This window comes from Streptomyces sp. NPDC005263 (assembly GCF_042872365.1).
Taxonomy (GTDB): Bacteria; Actinomycetota; Actinomycetes; order Streptomycetales; family Streptomycetaceae; genus Streptomyces.
On the sequence record NZ_JBIAKJ010000012.1, the window covers coordinates 89579 to 105231 of the forward strand.

General features: G+C 69.9%; 15 protein-coding genes and 1 tRNA gene. 7 read left to right on the plus strand and 9 right to left on the minus strand.

Annotated elements, in window-relative coordinates; translation table 11 throughout:
* Positions 1 to 270 precede the first annotated feature (270 nt).
* The 5 genes from ACFYRY_RS37945 (at position 271) to ACFYRY_RS37965 (ending at position 5478) form a co-directional block, all read left to right on the plus strand.
* Positions 271 to 357: transfer RNA gene (locus ACFYRY_RS37945), tRNA-Leu, on the plus strand.
* Positions 358 to 830: 473 nt separating this feature from the next.
* The gene (locus ACFYRY_RS37950) at positions 831 to 2315 is read left to right on the plus strand and encodes a peptidoglycan D,D-transpeptidase FtsI family protein (protein ID WP_389156459.1); all 1485 of its coding nucleotides are present in this window, start codon (positions 831 to 833) and stop codon (positions 2313 to 2315) included.
* A gap of 194 nt (positions 2316 to 2509) precedes the next feature.
* On the plus strand, positions 2510 to 3085 hold the full coding sequence (locus ACFYRY_RS37955) for a BLIP family protein (RefSeq protein ID WP_389156462.1): 576 nt from the start codon (positions 2510 to 2512) through the stop codon (positions 3083 to 3085).
* 170 nt (positions 3086 to 3255) lie between these two features.
* The gene (locus tag ACFYRY_RS37960) at positions 3256 to 4431 is read left to right on the plus strand and encodes a 4-hydroxybenzoate 3-monooxygenase (protein WP_389156465.1); all 1176 of its coding nucleotides are present in this window, start codon (positions 3256 to 3258) and stop codon (positions 4429 to 4431) included.
* Between the two features lie 150 nt (positions 4432 to 4581).
* Entirely contained in the window at positions 4582 to 5478 is an 897-nt protein-coding gene (locus tag ACFYRY_RS37965; RefSeq protein WP_389156468.1) for a Bax inhibitor-1/YccA family protein, read from the plus strand.
* Positions 5479 to 5567: 89 nt separating this feature from the next.
* On the opposite strand, the gene ACFYRY_RS37970 is transcribed toward ACFYRY_RS37965, so the two are convergent.
* Positions 5568 to 5798 carry a DUF4287 domain-containing protein gene (locus ACFYRY_RS37970; protein WP_389156471.1) on the minus strand — a complete coding sequence of 77 codons (231 nt, stop codon included), beginning with the start codon at positions 5796 to 5798 and terminating at the stop codon, positions 5568 to 5570.
* Between the two features lie 104 nt (positions 5799 to 5902).
* Here ACFYRY_RS37970 and ACFYRY_RS37975 point away from each other — a divergent pair, with 104 nt between their 5' ends.
* A complete protein-coding gene (locus tag ACFYRY_RS37975; protein ID WP_389156474.1) occupies positions 5903 to 6214 on the plus strand; it encodes a hypothetical protein in 312 nt (103 codons plus the stop codon).
* A 20-nt stretch (positions 6215 to 6234) separates the two neighbouring features.
* Here ACFYRY_RS37975 and ACFYRY_RS37980 read toward each other — a convergent pair whose 3' ends face one another.
* The 3 genes from ACFYRY_RS37980 to ACFYRY_RS37990 all read right to left on the minus strand — a co-directional run bounded on the left by ACFYRY_RS37980 (position 6235) and on the right by ACFYRY_RS37990 (position 9707).
* A complete protein-coding gene (locus tag ACFYRY_RS37980; RefSeq protein WP_389156716.1) occupies positions 6235 to 7029 on the minus strand; it encodes a hypothetical protein in 795 nt (264 codons plus the stop codon).
* A gap of 296 nt (positions 7030 to 7325) precedes the next feature.
* Positions 7326 to 8546, minus strand: a complete 1221-nt coding sequence (locus ACFYRY_RS37985) for an acetyl-CoA C-acetyltransferase (RefSeq protein WP_389156477.1) — start codon at positions 8544 to 8546, stop codon at positions 7326 to 7328.
* A gap of 132 nt (positions 8547 to 8678) precedes the next feature.
* The gene (locus ACFYRY_RS37990) at positions 8679 to 9707 is read right to left on the minus strand and encodes an SGNH/GDSL hydrolase family protein (protein ID WP_389156480.1); all 1029 of its coding nucleotides are present in this window, start codon (positions 9705 to 9707) and stop codon (positions 8679 to 8681) included.
* Positions 9708 to 9865: 158 nt separating this feature from the next.
* On the opposite strand from ACFYRY_RS37990, the gene ACFYRY_RS37995 reads away from it, so the two are divergent.
* A complete protein-coding gene (locus tag ACFYRY_RS37995) occupies positions 9866 to 11254 on the plus strand; it encodes a cystathionine beta-synthase (protein WP_389156483.1) in 1389 nt (462 codons plus the stop codon).
* Between the two features lie 482 nt (positions 11255 to 11736).
* Here the strand turns inward: ACFYRY_RS37995 and ACFYRY_RS38000 are convergent, their stop codons facing one another.
* From ACFYRY_RS38000 to ACFYRY_RS38020, 5 genes are all read right to left on the minus strand, one after another.
* The gene (locus tag ACFYRY_RS38000; protein WP_389156718.1) at positions 11737 to 12174 is read right to left on the minus strand and encodes a hypothetical protein; all 438 of its coding nucleotides are present in this window, start codon (positions 12172 to 12174) and stop codon (positions 11737 to 11739) included.
* A gap of 88 nt (positions 12175 to 12262) precedes the next feature.
* A complete protein-coding gene (locus tag ACFYRY_RS38005; RefSeq protein WP_389156486.1) occupies positions 12263 to 13198 on the minus strand; it encodes an ABC transporter substrate-binding protein in 936 nt (311 codons plus the stop codon).
* 12 nt (positions 13199 to 13210) lie between these two features.
* Positions 13211 to 13873, minus strand: coding sequence for an ABC transporter permease (locus ACFYRY_RS38010; protein ID WP_389156721.1), 663 nt, complete (start codon positions 13871 to 13873; stop codon positions 13211 to 13213).
* Positions 13873 to 14514 (minus strand): ABC transporter permease, encoded by a 642-nt coding sequence (locus tag ACFYRY_RS38015; protein ID WP_389156489.1) that lies wholly within the window; start codon positions 14512 to 14514, stop codon positions 13873 to 13875. The genes ACFYRY_RS38010 and ACFYRY_RS38015 overlap by 1 nt, the downstream gene beginning before the upstream one ends.
* Positions 14511 to 15569, minus strand: coding sequence for an ABC transporter ATP-binding protein (locus ACFYRY_RS38020; RefSeq protein ID WP_389156492.1), 1059 nt, complete (start codon positions 15567 to 15569; stop codon positions 14511 to 14513). The genes ACFYRY_RS38015 and ACFYRY_RS38020 overlap by 4 nt, the downstream gene beginning before the upstream one ends.
* Positions 15570 to 15653: the final 84 nt, after the last annotated feature.

Consider the following 15653-nt stretch of genomic DNA (forward strand, 5'->3'; position numbering starts at 1 on the left):
CCGTGCGCTGTCATACCTGGGGATGACAGCGCGGCGGGGGCGGGAGGCGTCGAGAACAGGTGGAGCGTCCTTGTTCAGACGGTGAAATTCCGTCATTCCGCATGCGTGGCCGTACGTCGCGCGCAAGGCTGCTGGCAAGTGCGGATGGCCTGTTCCAGGTGCTGATGCACCCTCAGGCCTCAATAAAATAAGACAACATCGGTCCGCCCGACCGATGTTCGGGGGAAGCCTCCCGATAGGCTCGGGACCTCGATGCGGAGCCCATGGCCTGCCCGGATGGTGGAATGCAGACACGGCGAGCTTAAACCTCGCTGCCCCTTCGCGGGCGTGCCGGTTCAAGTCCGGCTCCGGGCACCACGTGGAACACGGCTCTGTTTCAGACCGAGCGGTTCGACGACGAGGCCTCGGCGGAAGTCTTCCGCCAGGCCGTCGACGACAAGGCCGGCGGTGGCCGCCCGGCCGGGTGAAATGCACGGGGTGCATCGACCCTGGGCCCGCGTCGAGGAGCGGTACGTCTTCCAGGTGTGGACCCGAGAGCGCGTCAGGGCGCCGCCGGTGTCGAGGACCGCTGTGGCGAGGGCCGCGTTCGAGAACTGGAGACACGCGTCCTGGCCGGCTCCGGCGCCCAGGGCATGCGCTCGCACCGGGCCCGCACTCCAGGACGCCGCCGTTCAGTGGCGCGTTCCGGCGGTCCTTTGGCCGGTAACCGTCACCTGTGCCGGTGGTGGCAACCCGTCAACTAGGGTGCCGCGCATGGTGCTTTCAACTCCGACCCACGGCCGATTAAGACGGGCGCGAGGCCATTCGGTGGCCGCCGGACGGAGTGCCGCATGAACAAACCGCTCAGGCGCATAGCCATCTTCTGCGGACTTCTGACGCTGGCGCTCCTGCTACGGGCCAACTGGCTGCAATACGTCAAGGCTGACGACCTCGCCACTGACGACTCCAACCGACGCGTGCTGATCAACCGGTACTCGATGCCGCGCGGCGACATCATCGTCGGCGGCCGGCCGATCACCGGATCGGTGAAGACGGAGGGCTCGGAGCTGAAGTACAAGCGCAAGTACCTGAACGGCCCGATGTACGCGCAGGTCACCGGCTATGCCTCGCAGTCCATGGGCGTGACCCTGCTGGAGAGCACCTACGACAGCGTGCTCAGCGGCACGGACGAGCGGTTCGCCTTCGAACGGTTCACCGATGTCGTCACCGGCGAGGAACGGCGCGGCGGGGACATCATCACGACGATCGACCCCAAGGCACAGAAGGCGGCGTACGAGGGCCTCACCGACCTCAAGGCCCGTGGCTCGGCGGTGGCGCTCGACCCGAAGACCGGCAAGGTGCTCGCCCTCGTCTCCACGCCCTCCGCCGACCCCGGCTCGTTCGCCGGCAACTCCCTCAAGGAGGGCGAGCGGTTCAAGGCGCTGGACACCGACAAGGGCAAGCCGCTGTCCAACCGGGCGCTGCGCGAGACGTTCCCGCCCGGCTCCACCTTCAAGATCCTCACCGCGGCGGCCGCGCTGGAGCACGGCGTCGTCACGGACGTCGACGCCCGGTCGGACGCGGTCTCGCCGTACCCGCTGCCGCTGTCCACCAACAAGATCAGCAGCCAGGCCGGTGACGCCGTGTGCAACAAGGCCTCGATGAAGACCGCCATGCAGCACTCCTGCAACAACGTCTTCCTCGACGCCGCGGTGAAGGTGGGCCGGGACCGGATGCTGGAGACGGCCGAGAAGTTCGGCTACAACAAGGACGTCTACGCACCGGAACTCGGCGACCTGCGGGCCGCCAAGAGCCTGTACCCGGGCGGCCTGGACAAGCCCGGCACCGCGCTGACCGGCATGGGGCAGGGCAGTCTGACCAGTACGCCGATGCAGATGGCGATGGTGACCGCAGCCCTCGCCAACGACGGCAAGGTGATGCAGCCCTACCTCGTCGACGAGGTGCGCTCGCCCGCGCTGAACACCCTGGAGAAGCACGAGCCGAAGCAGATGAGCCAGGCCGTCTCCAGCGAAACGGCCGCGAAGGTCCGGGACATGATGGAGTTCACCGCCAAGGAGGGCAGCGCCAAGCGCGCCCTGATCGACGGCGTCACGGTGGGCGGCAAGACCGGCACCGCGCAGCGCGGCGTGAACGTGCGGGACCAGGTTCCCTACGGCTGGTTCGTCTCCTACGGCATCACGTCCGACGGCCGGTCCGTCGCCGTGGCCGTCTTCATCGACCCGACCGCCATGGACATCTCCCGTGAGGAGATCTCCGGCGGCAGCCTGGCCGGGCCCATCGCACGGAACGTGATGAAGGCCGTCCTCAAGAAGTAACGATCCGCCCGACGACGGACGGCTCCTGACCCTGGTCGGGAGCCGTCCGTCGTCCTTCCTGCGCGCGGCGCGTTCCAGACGCGGCGCGTTCCAGACACGGCGTTCCTGACACAGAGCGTTCCGAGACGCCCCGAAGAGCGCCGCCGATGAGCATGGGTGCGTCCTGAGAAGACCCGAGGAGAGGGATGCACCGGATGGCGAGGGTAGGGCGTTCCGTGGTCGCGCTGGCGGTGGCCGGCGCGGCGGTGCTGGGTACGGCGGTCGGCGCGGGGGCGGCCGAGGAGTTCAGCTTCACGGCCGAGAAGTACAGCGCGGTCCCGTTCGGCGCGTCGAAGGCCGAGGTCCGCGAGACGCTCGGCGTCGGGCTGACCAAGCCCGGGTCCGCGGCTGGATGGTGCGAGGAGGACGACGTCTCCATCATGTGTTTCACCAAGTCGGACGACTACGCGCCGTACGGTGACTTCACCTTCGACGCGGACGACAAGCTGATCGGCAAACGGCATGAGTTCCTGTTCACGCCGAAGACGCCCTCCATGACGCTGGCGAAGTACGACAAGGTGAAGGTGGGCATGACCGACGCGCAGCTCTGGTCGATGGTGTCCCCGGACTCCTGTGTACAGGCCGGTGAGCGCTACCCCGCCTGGCCCGCGACGGCCGGCCACCAGGTGAACTACTACTGCACCGCCGCGACCGGCCTGTTCCCGCCGAACGCGCGCTTCTACCTGGTCGACGGCAAGCTGACGGAGAAGTACCAGCGGGCACTGTCCTGAGACACGGGGCGTGTGGTGCCCCCTCTCTTTCCCCCGCGGGCCCGGCAGTCTCTGCCGGGCCCGCGTCGTCTGTCCAGGTCCCGACCGTTGACAGCGGGCGCGTGCGGTCGGACACTCAGGGCCGGAAGATTGTGAAACAAACTTCACCACGCGAACAGGGAGGCTGGTCGATGCGCACCACCGTCGGCATCATCGGAGCCGGCCCGGCCGGTCTCCTCCTGGCCCGGCTGCTCCACGACGCGGGCATCGACTCGGTCGTCCTGGAGAGCCGCGACCGCGCCTATGTGGAACACCGGCAGCGGGCCGGGATCCTGGAACAGGGCACGGTCGACGTGCTGCGCCGGGTCGGCGCCGGGGCGCGCATGGACCGCGAGGGCCTGCCCCACGACGGCATCGAACTGCGGTTCGCCACCCAGCGCCACCGTGTCGACTTCCCCGCCCTCACCGGCGGCCGGTCCGTGATGGTCTACGCCCAGACCGAGGTCTGCAAGGACCTCATCGCCCTCCAGCTCGCCGAGGGCGGCCCCCTGCTGTTCGAGGCGGAGGCCCTGGCCGTGGAGGACGCCGACAGCGACCGGCCGCGCGTCCGCTTCCGGCACGAGGGCCTCGAGGACGTCCTCGAGTGCGACTACGTCGTCGGCTGCGACGGCTTCTGGGGGGTGGCGCGCAAGGCGATCCCCTCCCGGCTCACCCAGGTGTTCGAGCGGACGTACCCCTTCGCCTGGCTCGGCATCCTCGCCGACGTCCCGCCCTCGCACGACGAGTTGGTGTACGCCCGCCACGACCGCGGCTTCGCGCTGCTGTCCATGCGTTCCCCCGCCGTCTCCCGTCTCTACCTCCAGGTCCCCGAGGGCACGGACGCCGAATCCTGGAGCGACGACGCCATCTGGGCGGAACTGGAGCGCCGCCTCGAGACCGCCGACGACTGGCGGTTGGCCCGCGGACCGATCACCCAGAAGTCGGTGACGCCGATGCGTTCCTACGTCCACGAGCCCATGCGGCACGGCCGGCTCTTCCTCGCCGGGGACGCGGCCCACATCGTGCCGCCCACCGGGGCCAAGGGGCTCAACCTGGCCGTCGGGGACGTCGTCACCTTCGCGAGGGCCCTGACGTACCAGCGGGACAAGGGATCCACCGAGCTGCTCGACGCGTACTCGGCGACCTGTCTGCGCCGGGTGTGGCAGGCCGAGCGCTTCAGCTACGACATGACGAGCCTCCTGCACCGCGCCCCGGACGCCACCGCCTTCGAGGACCGCCTCCAACTGGCCCGTCTGGAACGGATCGCCTCCTCCCGGGCCGCCGACACCGACCTGGCCGAGGCGTACACCGGGTTCCCATTCGGGTGAACCACCCCGCCAGTGTCGGGAATCACCCGTTCGCGTAGCGTGTTGCGCACCACGGCAAGGGAAAGATCCTCCCCAAGCACTAGAGGCATTCTTTTGCCTACCTATTACTCTTGAGCCAAGGCCCACACACGGCGGCCATGGAGGAGTGAAATGAGGAGCAGCAACCCGGTCTTCTCGCGACGGGGGTTCAGCCGCGACAACGGCTACGCGGGCTTCAACACCGCGCCGCAGGCCGGGGGCGCAGCCGTTGGCACGCAGGGCAACCCGTATGCGCAGCCGCAGGCCGGCAACCCGTACGCCCAGAACCCGTACGCATCGCAGGACCTTCAGCAGGGCGCACCGCCGCAGGCTCCGGCCACCACCGGCAGGATGACGATCGACGACGTCGTCCTGCGCACCGGCAGCACGCTCGGCGTCCTGATCGTCACGGCCGCGCTCGCCTGGGCGCTGCTGCCCATCGACGACGCGAACATCAACCGGTCGTACGGCATCGGGATCGGCGCCGCGCTCATCGGCATGGTGCTGGCCTTCGTCCAGTCCTTCAAGCGCAAGGCCTCGCCCGCGCTGATCCTGACGTACGCCGCCTTCGAGGGCGTGTTCCTCGGCGTGCTGTCCAACATCGTCGACAACCGCATCGCCGACGGTGCGGCCATGCAGGCGGTGATCGGCACCATGGCGGTCTTCGCCGGTGTGCTGGTCGCGTACAAGGCCGGCTGGATCCGCGTCAACCGCCGGTTCTACGGCTTCGTGATGGCGGCCGCGCTCGGCTTCGTCCTGCTGATGGCGGTGAACCTGCTGTTCGCCGTCTTCGGTGGCGGTGACGGCCTCGGCTTCCGCAGCGGCCCGCTCGGCGTGGTCTTCGGCGTCGTCGGCATCCTGCTCGGTGCCTGCTTCCTCGCCCTGGACTTCAAGCAGGTCGAGGACGGCGTCGCGTACGGCGCCCCGAAGGAAGAGGCGTGGCTGGCGGCCTTCGGGCTGACCATGACGCTGGTGTGGATCTACATGGAGTTCCTGAGGATCATCGCGATCCTCAACAGCAGCGACTGACAAGCCGCTGTTTGACGTCCGCCGTTCGCCGGCGGGCGCCCGCGTGAAAGGGCCCCGGGTTCTCCCGGGGCCCTTGTCGTTGTGCGCGCCTAGACGAATTTGCGCGCCGCCCTCCTCAGGTCGTACTCGTGGACGATCGCCTTCGCGTGGCCGTACGCGAGGTTGTGTTCGTGGCGGAGCCAGCTGACCTTTTCCTCGAAGCGGAAGAGAGCCGGACCGTCTTCGACGGTGCGGAGCCAGTCGGAGACTTCACGACCGGTGCAGTGGGGGATGCGGGCGAGCATATTGCGGTGGGTCTCCTCGGAGAGGACGTGGGACATCGGCGCCTCCGGACGCAAAGGGGATGTAAGCCGGTCCTTCAGGTCACCGTGCCTGAGCGTTCGCCCGTTGGCAACAGTCTCGGTACGGCGCGTACGCTCACGGCGTGGTGGATACGACGCGTCTGACGCAAGCCGTGGATCACTTTGCCGACCGATTGAGGGCGGCGCCGCAGAGTCGGCTGCAGCGCGGTGCAGCCGCCGAGGCCCTGGAGTTGGCCAGGGAGATGGCCCGCTGGGCACAGACCGTGGAGGCGCCCGGAGCGGAGCCTCGGGTGATGCCGGACGCCGGGATGTTCGCCGCCGCCGACCAGATCACCGTGGCCGTGCACGACTTGGCCCTCGTGCTGGAGGACGAGGGCCAGGTCGATGAGGCTGTGCGGTTGGTGGAGGAGGCGCAGAAGAGGGCGGGGGTGTAGCGGGCGACGCTCCAGGTGCTTCAGAGCGACGCTATGACCCGGTCCGCCAGGATGTAGACGTTCTCCTCGCCGCACGCGAAGGTCAGGGTGTAGGCGCCCGAGATGCCCGAGCCGCCCAGCAGCACCGGCGTCACGCCGGCCCGCAGGGCCGCCGCCAGCCGTTCCGCTGTGTCGCGGTGGCCGGGGGTCATGCAGAGGGTGGTGCCGTCGGCGAACACGTAGACGTCGAGGGTGCCGAGGGGGCCGGGGCGGACGTCGGTCAGCTCGGTGGCGGTGGCGGCCAACGCCTCCAGCGTGGCCACCGTGCGCTCGTGGTCGTTGACGACGGGGGACGCCACCGGAACGAAGTCCGGGTGGGAGGGGTGGCGGCGGCGGGCCGCGGCCAGCTCCGGCGAGTCACCCCCGGAGGAGGAGCTCCCGGCGAACTCGTCGGTGTCGGCACCGGGCTCGGCGACCGGCTCCAGACCCACGAAATCGGTCTGCCGGGGCAGGAACAGCTCACTGTCGGGCAGGCCGAGGAGCGAGGGCGCGTCGGGGGTGTCACGCGCCTCCTGGGCGGCCCAGAAGGCACGCGCCTCGGCCAGCTCGCGCTCACGTTCCTCCGCGAGCGCCTCGGCCACCGCGGCCCGTATCTCGTCGACGTCGGCGGCGGGACGGGCGGCGGGTACGAGGCCCCGGGCGGCGGCCGTGGCGTTGCCCTTGGCGATCTCGGTGTGCAGGGCGGCGACCTGCCGGCGCAGCACCATGAGGGTGCGCAGCACGGCGACGCCCACGGCGCCGGTCGCGACCGTGGTGACCAACAAGGCGATCGGCATGGCGCTCACTGACGTAACTCCCGGTTCCAAAAGTCGACCCCCGACTTCCTACATCAGCTTGAAGGGCGGACTAACCCGCTGTCAGTGCATACGTCATGAAACGGACGGACCTTGGGCTCGGGGAGTGCTACTGAAGTGGGGCTGACCTGCGTTGATCCCCGCCCCGAGCGAGATAGGTCACATCCTGAGGGAAATTGGATCACAAATCGGCCCAGAACCTTGGAGTTTCCCGGGTTCCGGACCGAAGTGTGACGCTGGGTTCCCTTATGGATACGGGGGGTTGGGGCGCGGGTCGGTCAGCTGAGGCGCTCGATGACCATCGCCATGCCCTGGCCGCCGCCGACGCACATCGTCTCCAGGCCGAACTGCTTGTCGTGGAACTGGAGGGAGTTGATGAGGGTGCCGGTGATGCGGGCGCCCGTCATGCCGAAGGGGTGGCCCACGGCGATGGCGCCGCCGTTGACGTTCAGCTTGTCGGGGTCGATGCCGAGGTCGCGGTAGGAGGGGATCACCTGGGCGGCGAACGCCTCGTTGATCTCGACCAGGTCGATGTCATCGATGCCGAGGCCGGCCCGGCGCAGTGCCTGCTGGGACGCCTCGACCGGGCCGAGGCCCATGATCTCGGGGGAGAGGCCGGAGACGCCGGTCGACACGATGCGGGCGAGCGGGGTCAGGCCGAGTTCGCGGGCCTTGGTGTCGCTCATGATGACGAGCGCGGCGGCGCCGTCGTTGAGCGGGCAGCAGTTGGCGGCGGTGACCATGCCGTCGGGGCGGAAGACCGGCTTGAGGCCCTGGACGCCCTCCATGGTGACGCCGGCGCGCGGGCCGTCGTCCTTGGAGACGACCGTGCCGTCGGGGAGGGTGACCGGGGTGATCTCGCGCTCCCAGAAGCCGTTCTTGATGGCTTCCTCGGCGAGGTTCTGGGAGCGGACGCCGAACTCGTCCATGTCCTGGCGGGTGACGCCCTTGGAGCGGGCGAGGTTCTCGGCGGTCTGGCCCATCGCGATGTACGCGTCCGGGACGAGGCCGTCTTCGCGCGGGTCGTGCCAGGTGGTGCCCTCCTGCTCCGCGACGGCCGCGGTGCGGGCCTCGGCCTCGGCGAAGAAGGGGTTGTGCGTGTCCGGGAGGCTGTCGGAGTTGCCCTTGGTGAAGCGGGAGACCATCTCGACACCGGCCGAGATGAAGACGTCGCCCTCACCGGCCTTGATGGCGTGCAGGGCCATGCGGCTGGTCTGGAGCGAGGAGGAACAGTAGCGGGTGATCGTGCAGCCGGGGAGGTGGTCCATCCCCATCTGCACGGCGACGATCCGGCCGAGGTTGTTGCCCTGCTCGCCGCCGGGCAGACCGCAGCCGAGCATCAGGTCGTCGATGTCCCGGGGGTCGAGCTCCGGGACCTTGGCGAGGGCGGCCTGGATGATCGTGGCGGTGATGTCGTCCGGGCGCAGGTCCTTGAGGGAGCCCTTGAAGGCGCGGCCGATGGGGGAGCGGGCGGTCGAGACGATCACGGCTTCGGGCATGACGGCTCCATTGGCGACGGGGGTGGGGCTGACTCGGAAGTTACCTGTACGTATGGGCTTGGTCACGGGTATCGCGGTGTGACCCTTGCCGCAGTTTCTAAGCGCTTGCTTTTGGGGGAACGGGAGCCGAGCTCAGGGCGACGGCGTGACGGGCGCCGGTTCCGTCACCGGTACCCTCCGGCGCCTGCGCCTCTTCAGCAGGGCCCAAGGCCCCCTCGGCCCGGTGCTCGGCACCGCCGCCGCGACCTCGGTGCCCGCCTCGGAAGCGGCCTCCGCGGCCGCTCGTGCCACCGGCAGGAAGCCCTCGTGGCGGGAGACGTCCGGGCGCTCCTCCTCGGCCGGCCACAGGCCCAGCGCCGCGCAGACCGTCGGCAGGACCGCCATCGCCGCCGTGGCGTAGCCCTCCGCGGAGGGGTGGTAGTTGTCGGGGCCGAACAGCTCCCGCGGGTTCGCCGCGAACTCCGGCCCGAGCAGATCGCCCAGGGACACCGTTCGGCCGCCCTGTTCGACCACCCCGATCGTCTGGGCCGCCGCCAGTTGCCGCGAGGCGCGGCGGGCCAGCCAGCGCAACGGCTGCTGCACCGGCTCGATCGTCCCCAGGTCGGGGCAGGTGCCGACGACCACCTCCGCACCGGCCGTACGCAGCCGTCGTACCGCTGTCGACAGATGTCGCACCGACCGGGTCGCGGGCATCCGGTGGGTCACGTCGTTCGCGCCGATCATGATCACGCAGATGTCCGGCACCCGGCCCTGATCCGACAGGACCAGGGCCACCTGGCGGTCGAGGTCGTCGGAGCGCGCCCCGGGCAGGGCGACGTTACGGAACTCCACCGGGCGTTCCGCCACCGCCGCCAGTCCCGACGCGAGCAGCGCGCCCGGTGTCTGGGCGGCCCGGTGGACGCCCTGGCCCGCGGCGGTGGAGTCGCCCAGCATCACCAGGCGCAGGGCCGGTTCGTCGGGGGTGGCGTAGACATGGCCGTAGCGGCCCTCCGCCTGGGGGACGTGCGGCGTCGTGCCGTTGCCCACCAGCCGCCTGGCCATCCGTACCTCCGCCAGCAGCAGGCCCACGGCCGCCGCGCCGGCCAGACCGATCCCGCCGCCTCCGTACGCGGCACCGGCCGCGATCCGCCGGGCCACCCTCGCCCTCGACATGCTCGTCATGCGTCGCCGCCACCTCCTCGAATCCGTACATCCACTCCTTGCCCCGTACGGACCGTCGCCCAATCTCAACGGGCAGTGAACGGCAGCCACGGGTCGTGGCGAAGCCATAGGCTGGCCGCACCATCACGGCCACTCTTTGCAAGCATCCGGAGACAACGGTGCAATTCCACGACTCGATGATCAGCCTCGTCGGCAACACCCCGCTGGTGAGGCTCAACAACGTGACCCAGGGCATTCGGGCTACCGTCCTCGCCAAGGTGGAGTACTTCAACCCCGGCGGTTCCGTGAAGGACCGCATCGCCCTGCGGATGATCGAGGCCGCGGAGGAGAGCGGGGCGCTCAAGCCCGGCGGCACGATCGTCGAGCCGACCAGCGGCAACACCGGTGTCGGGCTCGCCATCGTGGCGCAGCAGAAGGGGTACAAGTGCATCTTCGTGTGCCCCGACAAGGTGAGCACCGACAAGATCAACGTGCTGCGGGCGTACGGGGCCGAGGTGGTCGTCTGCCCGACCGCGGTGGACCCGGAGCACCCCGACTCCTACTACAACGTCTCCGACCGGCTGGTCCGCGAGACCCCCGGAGCCTGGAAGCCCGACCAGTACTCCAACCCCAACAACCCGCTCTCCCACTACCACTCGACCGGTCCTGAGCTGTGGGAGCAGACGGAGGGCAGGATCACCCACTTCGTCGCGGGCGTGGGGACCGGCGGCACCATCTCCGGCACCGGCCGCTACCTGAAGGACGTCAGCGACGGCAAGGTGAACGTCGTCGGCGCCGACCCCGAGGGCTCGGTGTACTCGGGCGGTTCCGGGCGGCCGTATCTCGTCGAGGGCGTCGGTGAGGACTTCTGGCCCACCGCCTACGACCGGACCGTCGCCGACGAGATCGTGCCGGTGTCCGACAAGGACTCCTTCCAGATGACCCGGCGGCTCGCGAAGGAGGAGGGCCTGCTGGTCGGCGGCTCCTGCGGAATGGCCGTGGTCGCGGCGCTGCGGGTGGCCGAGCGGCTCGGTCCCGACGACGTCGTGGTGGTGCTGCTGCCCGACAGCGGGCGCGGCTACCTCAGCAAGATCTTCAACGACGAGTGGATGGCCGACTACGGCTTCCTGGAGGACGAGGGCCCGAGCGCCCGCGTCGCCGACGTCCTCAACGACAAGGTGCACGGCGCCATCCCGTCCCTCGTCCACATGCACCCGGACGAGACCGTCGGCGAGGCCATCGAGGTGCTGCGCGAGTACGGCGTCTCGCAGATGCCGATCGTCAAGCCCGGCGCCGGTCACCCGGACGTCATGGCCGCGGAGGTCGTCGGCTCGGTCGTGGAGCGGGAGCTGCTCAACGCCCTGTTCACGCAGCGCGCCTCGCTGGAGGACCCGCTGGAGAAGCACATGTCGCCGCCGCTGCCGCAGGTCGGCTCCGGCGAACCGGTCGGGGACCTGATGTCGGTGCTCGGCACGGCGGACGCGGCGATCGTCCTCGTCGAGGGCAAGCCGACCGGTGTGGTCAGCCGACAGGACCTGCTGGCATTCCTCGCCAAGGGCGGGAAGTGACGGCAAACCTGCGGTGAACCGCCGGTGTCGCGGGCGGACTTGCGGTTCGCCCGCCGCATCGGTGGACTTCGCAGAAGTGGTACGAGCGCGTCACGTCCTCGCAGCACACGCTTAACACGGGTCCGGCACATTAGTGGGTGTCGGCAGGGCGGGAGCGGCTCCCCGCCCAGCCGGCACCGAAACGGCGTCACGGACCTCCGGAGCGGCTCCCGGACCTCCACCGACGCCCAGGACGCGCAAGCCAGGCCCTGACCCGGCCCGCGTCCCCCGCGGGGACCGCCGTCGTCCCGCCCCCCGAAACGGGGGTGCGGCGGTCCCCGCGCATACTTCTTCGCCAGTGCCGCGGCAGGCAACGTTCGCCCCGTCGCGACGCCCGGCACGCTCCTGGCGTACGTGGCGAGCCGGCCCCGGCGGGTGAATCTGCGGCAGATTGTCGTCCTGCCCACGCGACAGGCGTGAGGGCCGGTCGGGCGGGGAGCCGGTCAGTCCTTCCAGGCGTCGCCCTCGGCGTCCCGGGCGTCCTTGCCGCAGCGGCCCCGGAAGAGGTCCGGGTTGACGCGGGCGGCCTGGAAGGCGTTGACGCCCACGATGCCGCCCCAGGCGACCAGCAGACCGGGGAGGCCGGAGATGCCGCCGGCGATCGCGGACAGTGGGACCGCCAGGACCAGCGAGACGATGCCGAAGCCGTAGCGCTCGCCCCAGGAGTCCGTGGTCTGCGGTGACCGGGAACCCCGCGCCACCACCATCTGCTGCTCGGCCATCTGCCGGCGCACCCGGCGCTCCACGGCGCCGTCGATGCGCTGGTCGACCTTCTCCAGGAACGAGTCGACCAACGCGGACTCGTACTCCTCGCCCAGCTCCCTGCGGGCCTGCAGGGTGGCGTCGAGTTCCTTCTTCAGCTCGGTGTCCCGCGCGTCCATTCCGCTCATGTGACCCACGGTAAGGAGCCCGCGCGCCCGCCGCACTGGGGTTAGCCCCCCTGTTCGGACGGGGGCGCGCAGGGACCGTCTACTTCGCCAGCCCGTGCTGCTTCGCGTAGTCGTTCGCCACGTCCTCCGGGTCCTTCTTGTCCTTGTCCACCTGGCGGTTGAGCTCGGTGAGCTGCGCGGTGGTGAGGACGTTGCCGAGGCGGGCGAGCGCCTTGCGGACTGTGGAGTCGGCCTTGCGGTCGGCGATGAGCGGGACGACGTGCTGGCCCGGGATCAGGTTCTTCGGGTCGGACAGGACCACCCAGTCGTTGGCCTGGATGTCGGTGTCGGTGGTGAACAGGTTCGCCACGTCCACGTCGCCCTTCTTCAGGGCGCCCTTGACCAGCGGGCCCGACGAGTCGAGGGACTTGAACTCCTTGAACTCCACCCCGTAGACGTCCTTCAGGCCGACCACGCCCACCTGGCGCTTCTTCACCTCGGGCGCGGCACCGATGACCAGCTTGCCGTTCTGCTTGCGCAGGTCGGCGAGGGAGGTCAGGCCGTACTTGCGGGCGGTCTCGCGGGTGACGACGAAGGCGTCCGAGTCCTCGGCCATGCCGTACGGCAGCACCTGGAGGCCGGCCGGGAGGGCGATGGTGAGGGCGTTCTGCATCGCGCCCTCCTCGGTCGCCGTCGCCTTCGGGTCGAGGTAGTGCAGGAGGGCGCCCTGGTACTCGGGCAGGAGGTCGATGTCGCCGCCCTTGAGGGCGGGGATCAGGATCTCGCGGGTGCCGAGGTTGGGGCGGACGGTGGTCTTCACGCCGGCTGCCTCCAGGACGGCCGCGTACAGGTAGCCCAGGACCTGGTTCTCGGTGAAGTTCGCGGTGCCGACGGTGACCCCGCCCTTGCTGGAGCCGCCGCCACCTGAGGCGGTGCCCTGGCTGTCGAGGGAGGTGATGCCGCTGGAGCACGCGGAGAGGGCGGGGACGGTGACGGCCGCTCCTGCGAGCGCGCCGAGGAGAGTACGACGGTTCATATCGGGGGTTCCCTAGGCGGTGCGGTGGCGGAAGAGGAAGCGCTGGAGGCCGCTGAGGGCCAGGTCCAGGACGACGGCGACCGCGGCCACCAGCACCGCGCCGCCGAGTACCTGGACGAGGTCGCGCTGGGCGAGGCCGTCGAAGACGTAGCGGCCCAGGCCTCCGAAGGAGACGTAGGCGGCGATCGTGGCGGTGGCCACCACCTGGATGAGGGCGAGGCGCAGGCCCGTCATGATCAACGGGAGGGCGAGGGGGAACTCCACCTGGAAGAGGACCTGGTGGGCGCGCATCCCCTGGCCGCGCGCCGCGTCCTTCACGTCCGGGTCGACGGCGGTCATCCCGGCGTAGGTGTTGGTGACGATCGCCGGGACCGCGAGGGCGACCAGCGCGATGTACACCGGCCACATCGACAGGCCGCTGGCCAGGAAGACCAGTACGACCAGGCCGACGGTCGGCAGGGCGCGGCCGAAGGACGCGAGGTTGATGGCGAGGAACGCGCCCCTGCCGGTGTGGCCGATCAACAGGCCGAGGGGGAGGCCGATGGCGGTCGCGATGAGCGTGGCCAGCAGCGAGTACTGGAGGTGTTCGGCGAGGCGGTGGGCGATGCCGTCCGAGCCGGACCACTGGGCGGCGTCGGTCAGCCAGGAGCCGAGGTTCTTGAGGAGTTCGTACATCAGGCTCGCCGCCTCTTCCACGGGGTGAGGACGTACTGGACCGCCACCAGGAGCGCGTCCGCGACCACCGCGAGCAGCAGGGTCAGGACCACTCCCACGATCACCGGGGTCGGGTAGTTGCGCTGGAAGCCGTCGGTGAAGAGCTGGCCCAGGCCGCCGTCGCCGATGTAGGTGGCGACGGAGACCAGGGAGATCGACATGACCGTCGCGATCCGGACGCCCGCCATGATCACGGGGAGTGCGAGGGGGAGTTCGACGGTGAGCAGCGTGCGCAGCGGGCGGGTGCCCATCGCCTTCGCGGCTTCCTTGGTCCGCTCGGGCACCGAGTCGAGGCCCTCGACCGTGTTGCGGAGCAGGACGACCAGGGTGTAGATCGTCAGGCCGATGACGGTGGTGGTGCGGGTGAGGCCGCTGACCGGCAGCAGCAGCACGAAGATGGCGATCGACGGGATCGTGAACAGGACGTTCGACAGGCCGAGCAGGAAGCCGCGCAGGGGGCGGACCCGGTGGGCCACCACGGCCAGCGGAAGGCTGATCAGCAGTCCGAGGAGCACGGCGGTCAGGGCCGCCTGGAGGTGGGAGATGGTGAGGGTGGTGAGGTCGTCGGTGTGGCCGGATATCCACGACCAGTCGACGGTCATGCGGCCACTCCCTTCTCGGGTGCGGCCTCGGTGCGGGCTTCGGTGTGGGCCCGGCCCGCGTGGGCGTGGATGTCGTCGCGGGACGAGACGCCGGTGAGCACTCCGGCCGCGTCGACCCGGGCGACCAGACCGGTGGGGGAGGCCACGGACTCGTTGAGCGCCGACAGCAGGGAGTCGTCGTCCTTGAGCGCGCGTACGGGGAGGTCGGCGTCCTTGGACGTCCAGTGCAGCGGCTTGCGGGCCCCGTCGAGGGCGAGCGTCCAGGTGCCGCCCTCGGGGGCCGGGCCCTGCGGGACGTCGGCGAGGGTCTTCAGGGAGAGCAGCTTCAGACCGCGCTCGGCGCCGAGGAAGTCGGCGACGAAGTCGTCGGCCGGGCGGGCGAGGAGTTCGGTGGGCGGGGCGCACTGGACGAGGTGGCCTCCGGTGCGGAAGATCGCGATGCGGTCGCCGAGCCGTACCGCCTCGTCGATGTCGTGCGTGACGAAGACGATGGTCTTGCTCAACTCCTTCTGCAGGCGCAGCAGTTCGTCCTGGAGTTGGGTGCGCACCACCGGGTCGACCGCGCCGAACGGCTCGTCCATGAGCAGCACCGGCGGGTCGGCGGCGAGCGCGCGGGCGACGCCGACGCGCTGCTGCTGGCCGCCGGAGAGCTGGTGCGGGTACCGCTTTCCGGCCTCCGTGGTGAGGCCGACGGTCTCCAGCAGTTCGGCGGCGCGGGCCCGCGCCCTGCGGCGGCCGTGGCCAAGCAGCAGCGGCACGGTGGCGATGTTGTCGAGCACCGTGCGGTGCGGGAAGAGGCCCGACTGCTGGATGACGTACCCGATGGAGCGGCGCAGTTCGGCCGCGTCCTGCTGCTGGACGTCCTTGCCGCCGACCCGGATGGTGCCGGAGGTCGGTTCGACCATCCGGTTGACCATGCGCAGGGTGGTGGTCTTGCCGCAACCGGAGGATCCGACGAGGACCGTCACGCCGCCTTCCGGCATTTCCAGGGTGAGGTCGTGGACTGCTGTCGTGCCGTTGGGGAAGCGCTTGTGGACCGCGTCGAACTGGATCATGAGTTGTCCCTTGCCCGGCTGTATAACGTCATGCAGAGTTCTTGGTAGGTGAATAGGTTGTCAACGCCTCGGCGTTAATCCGAC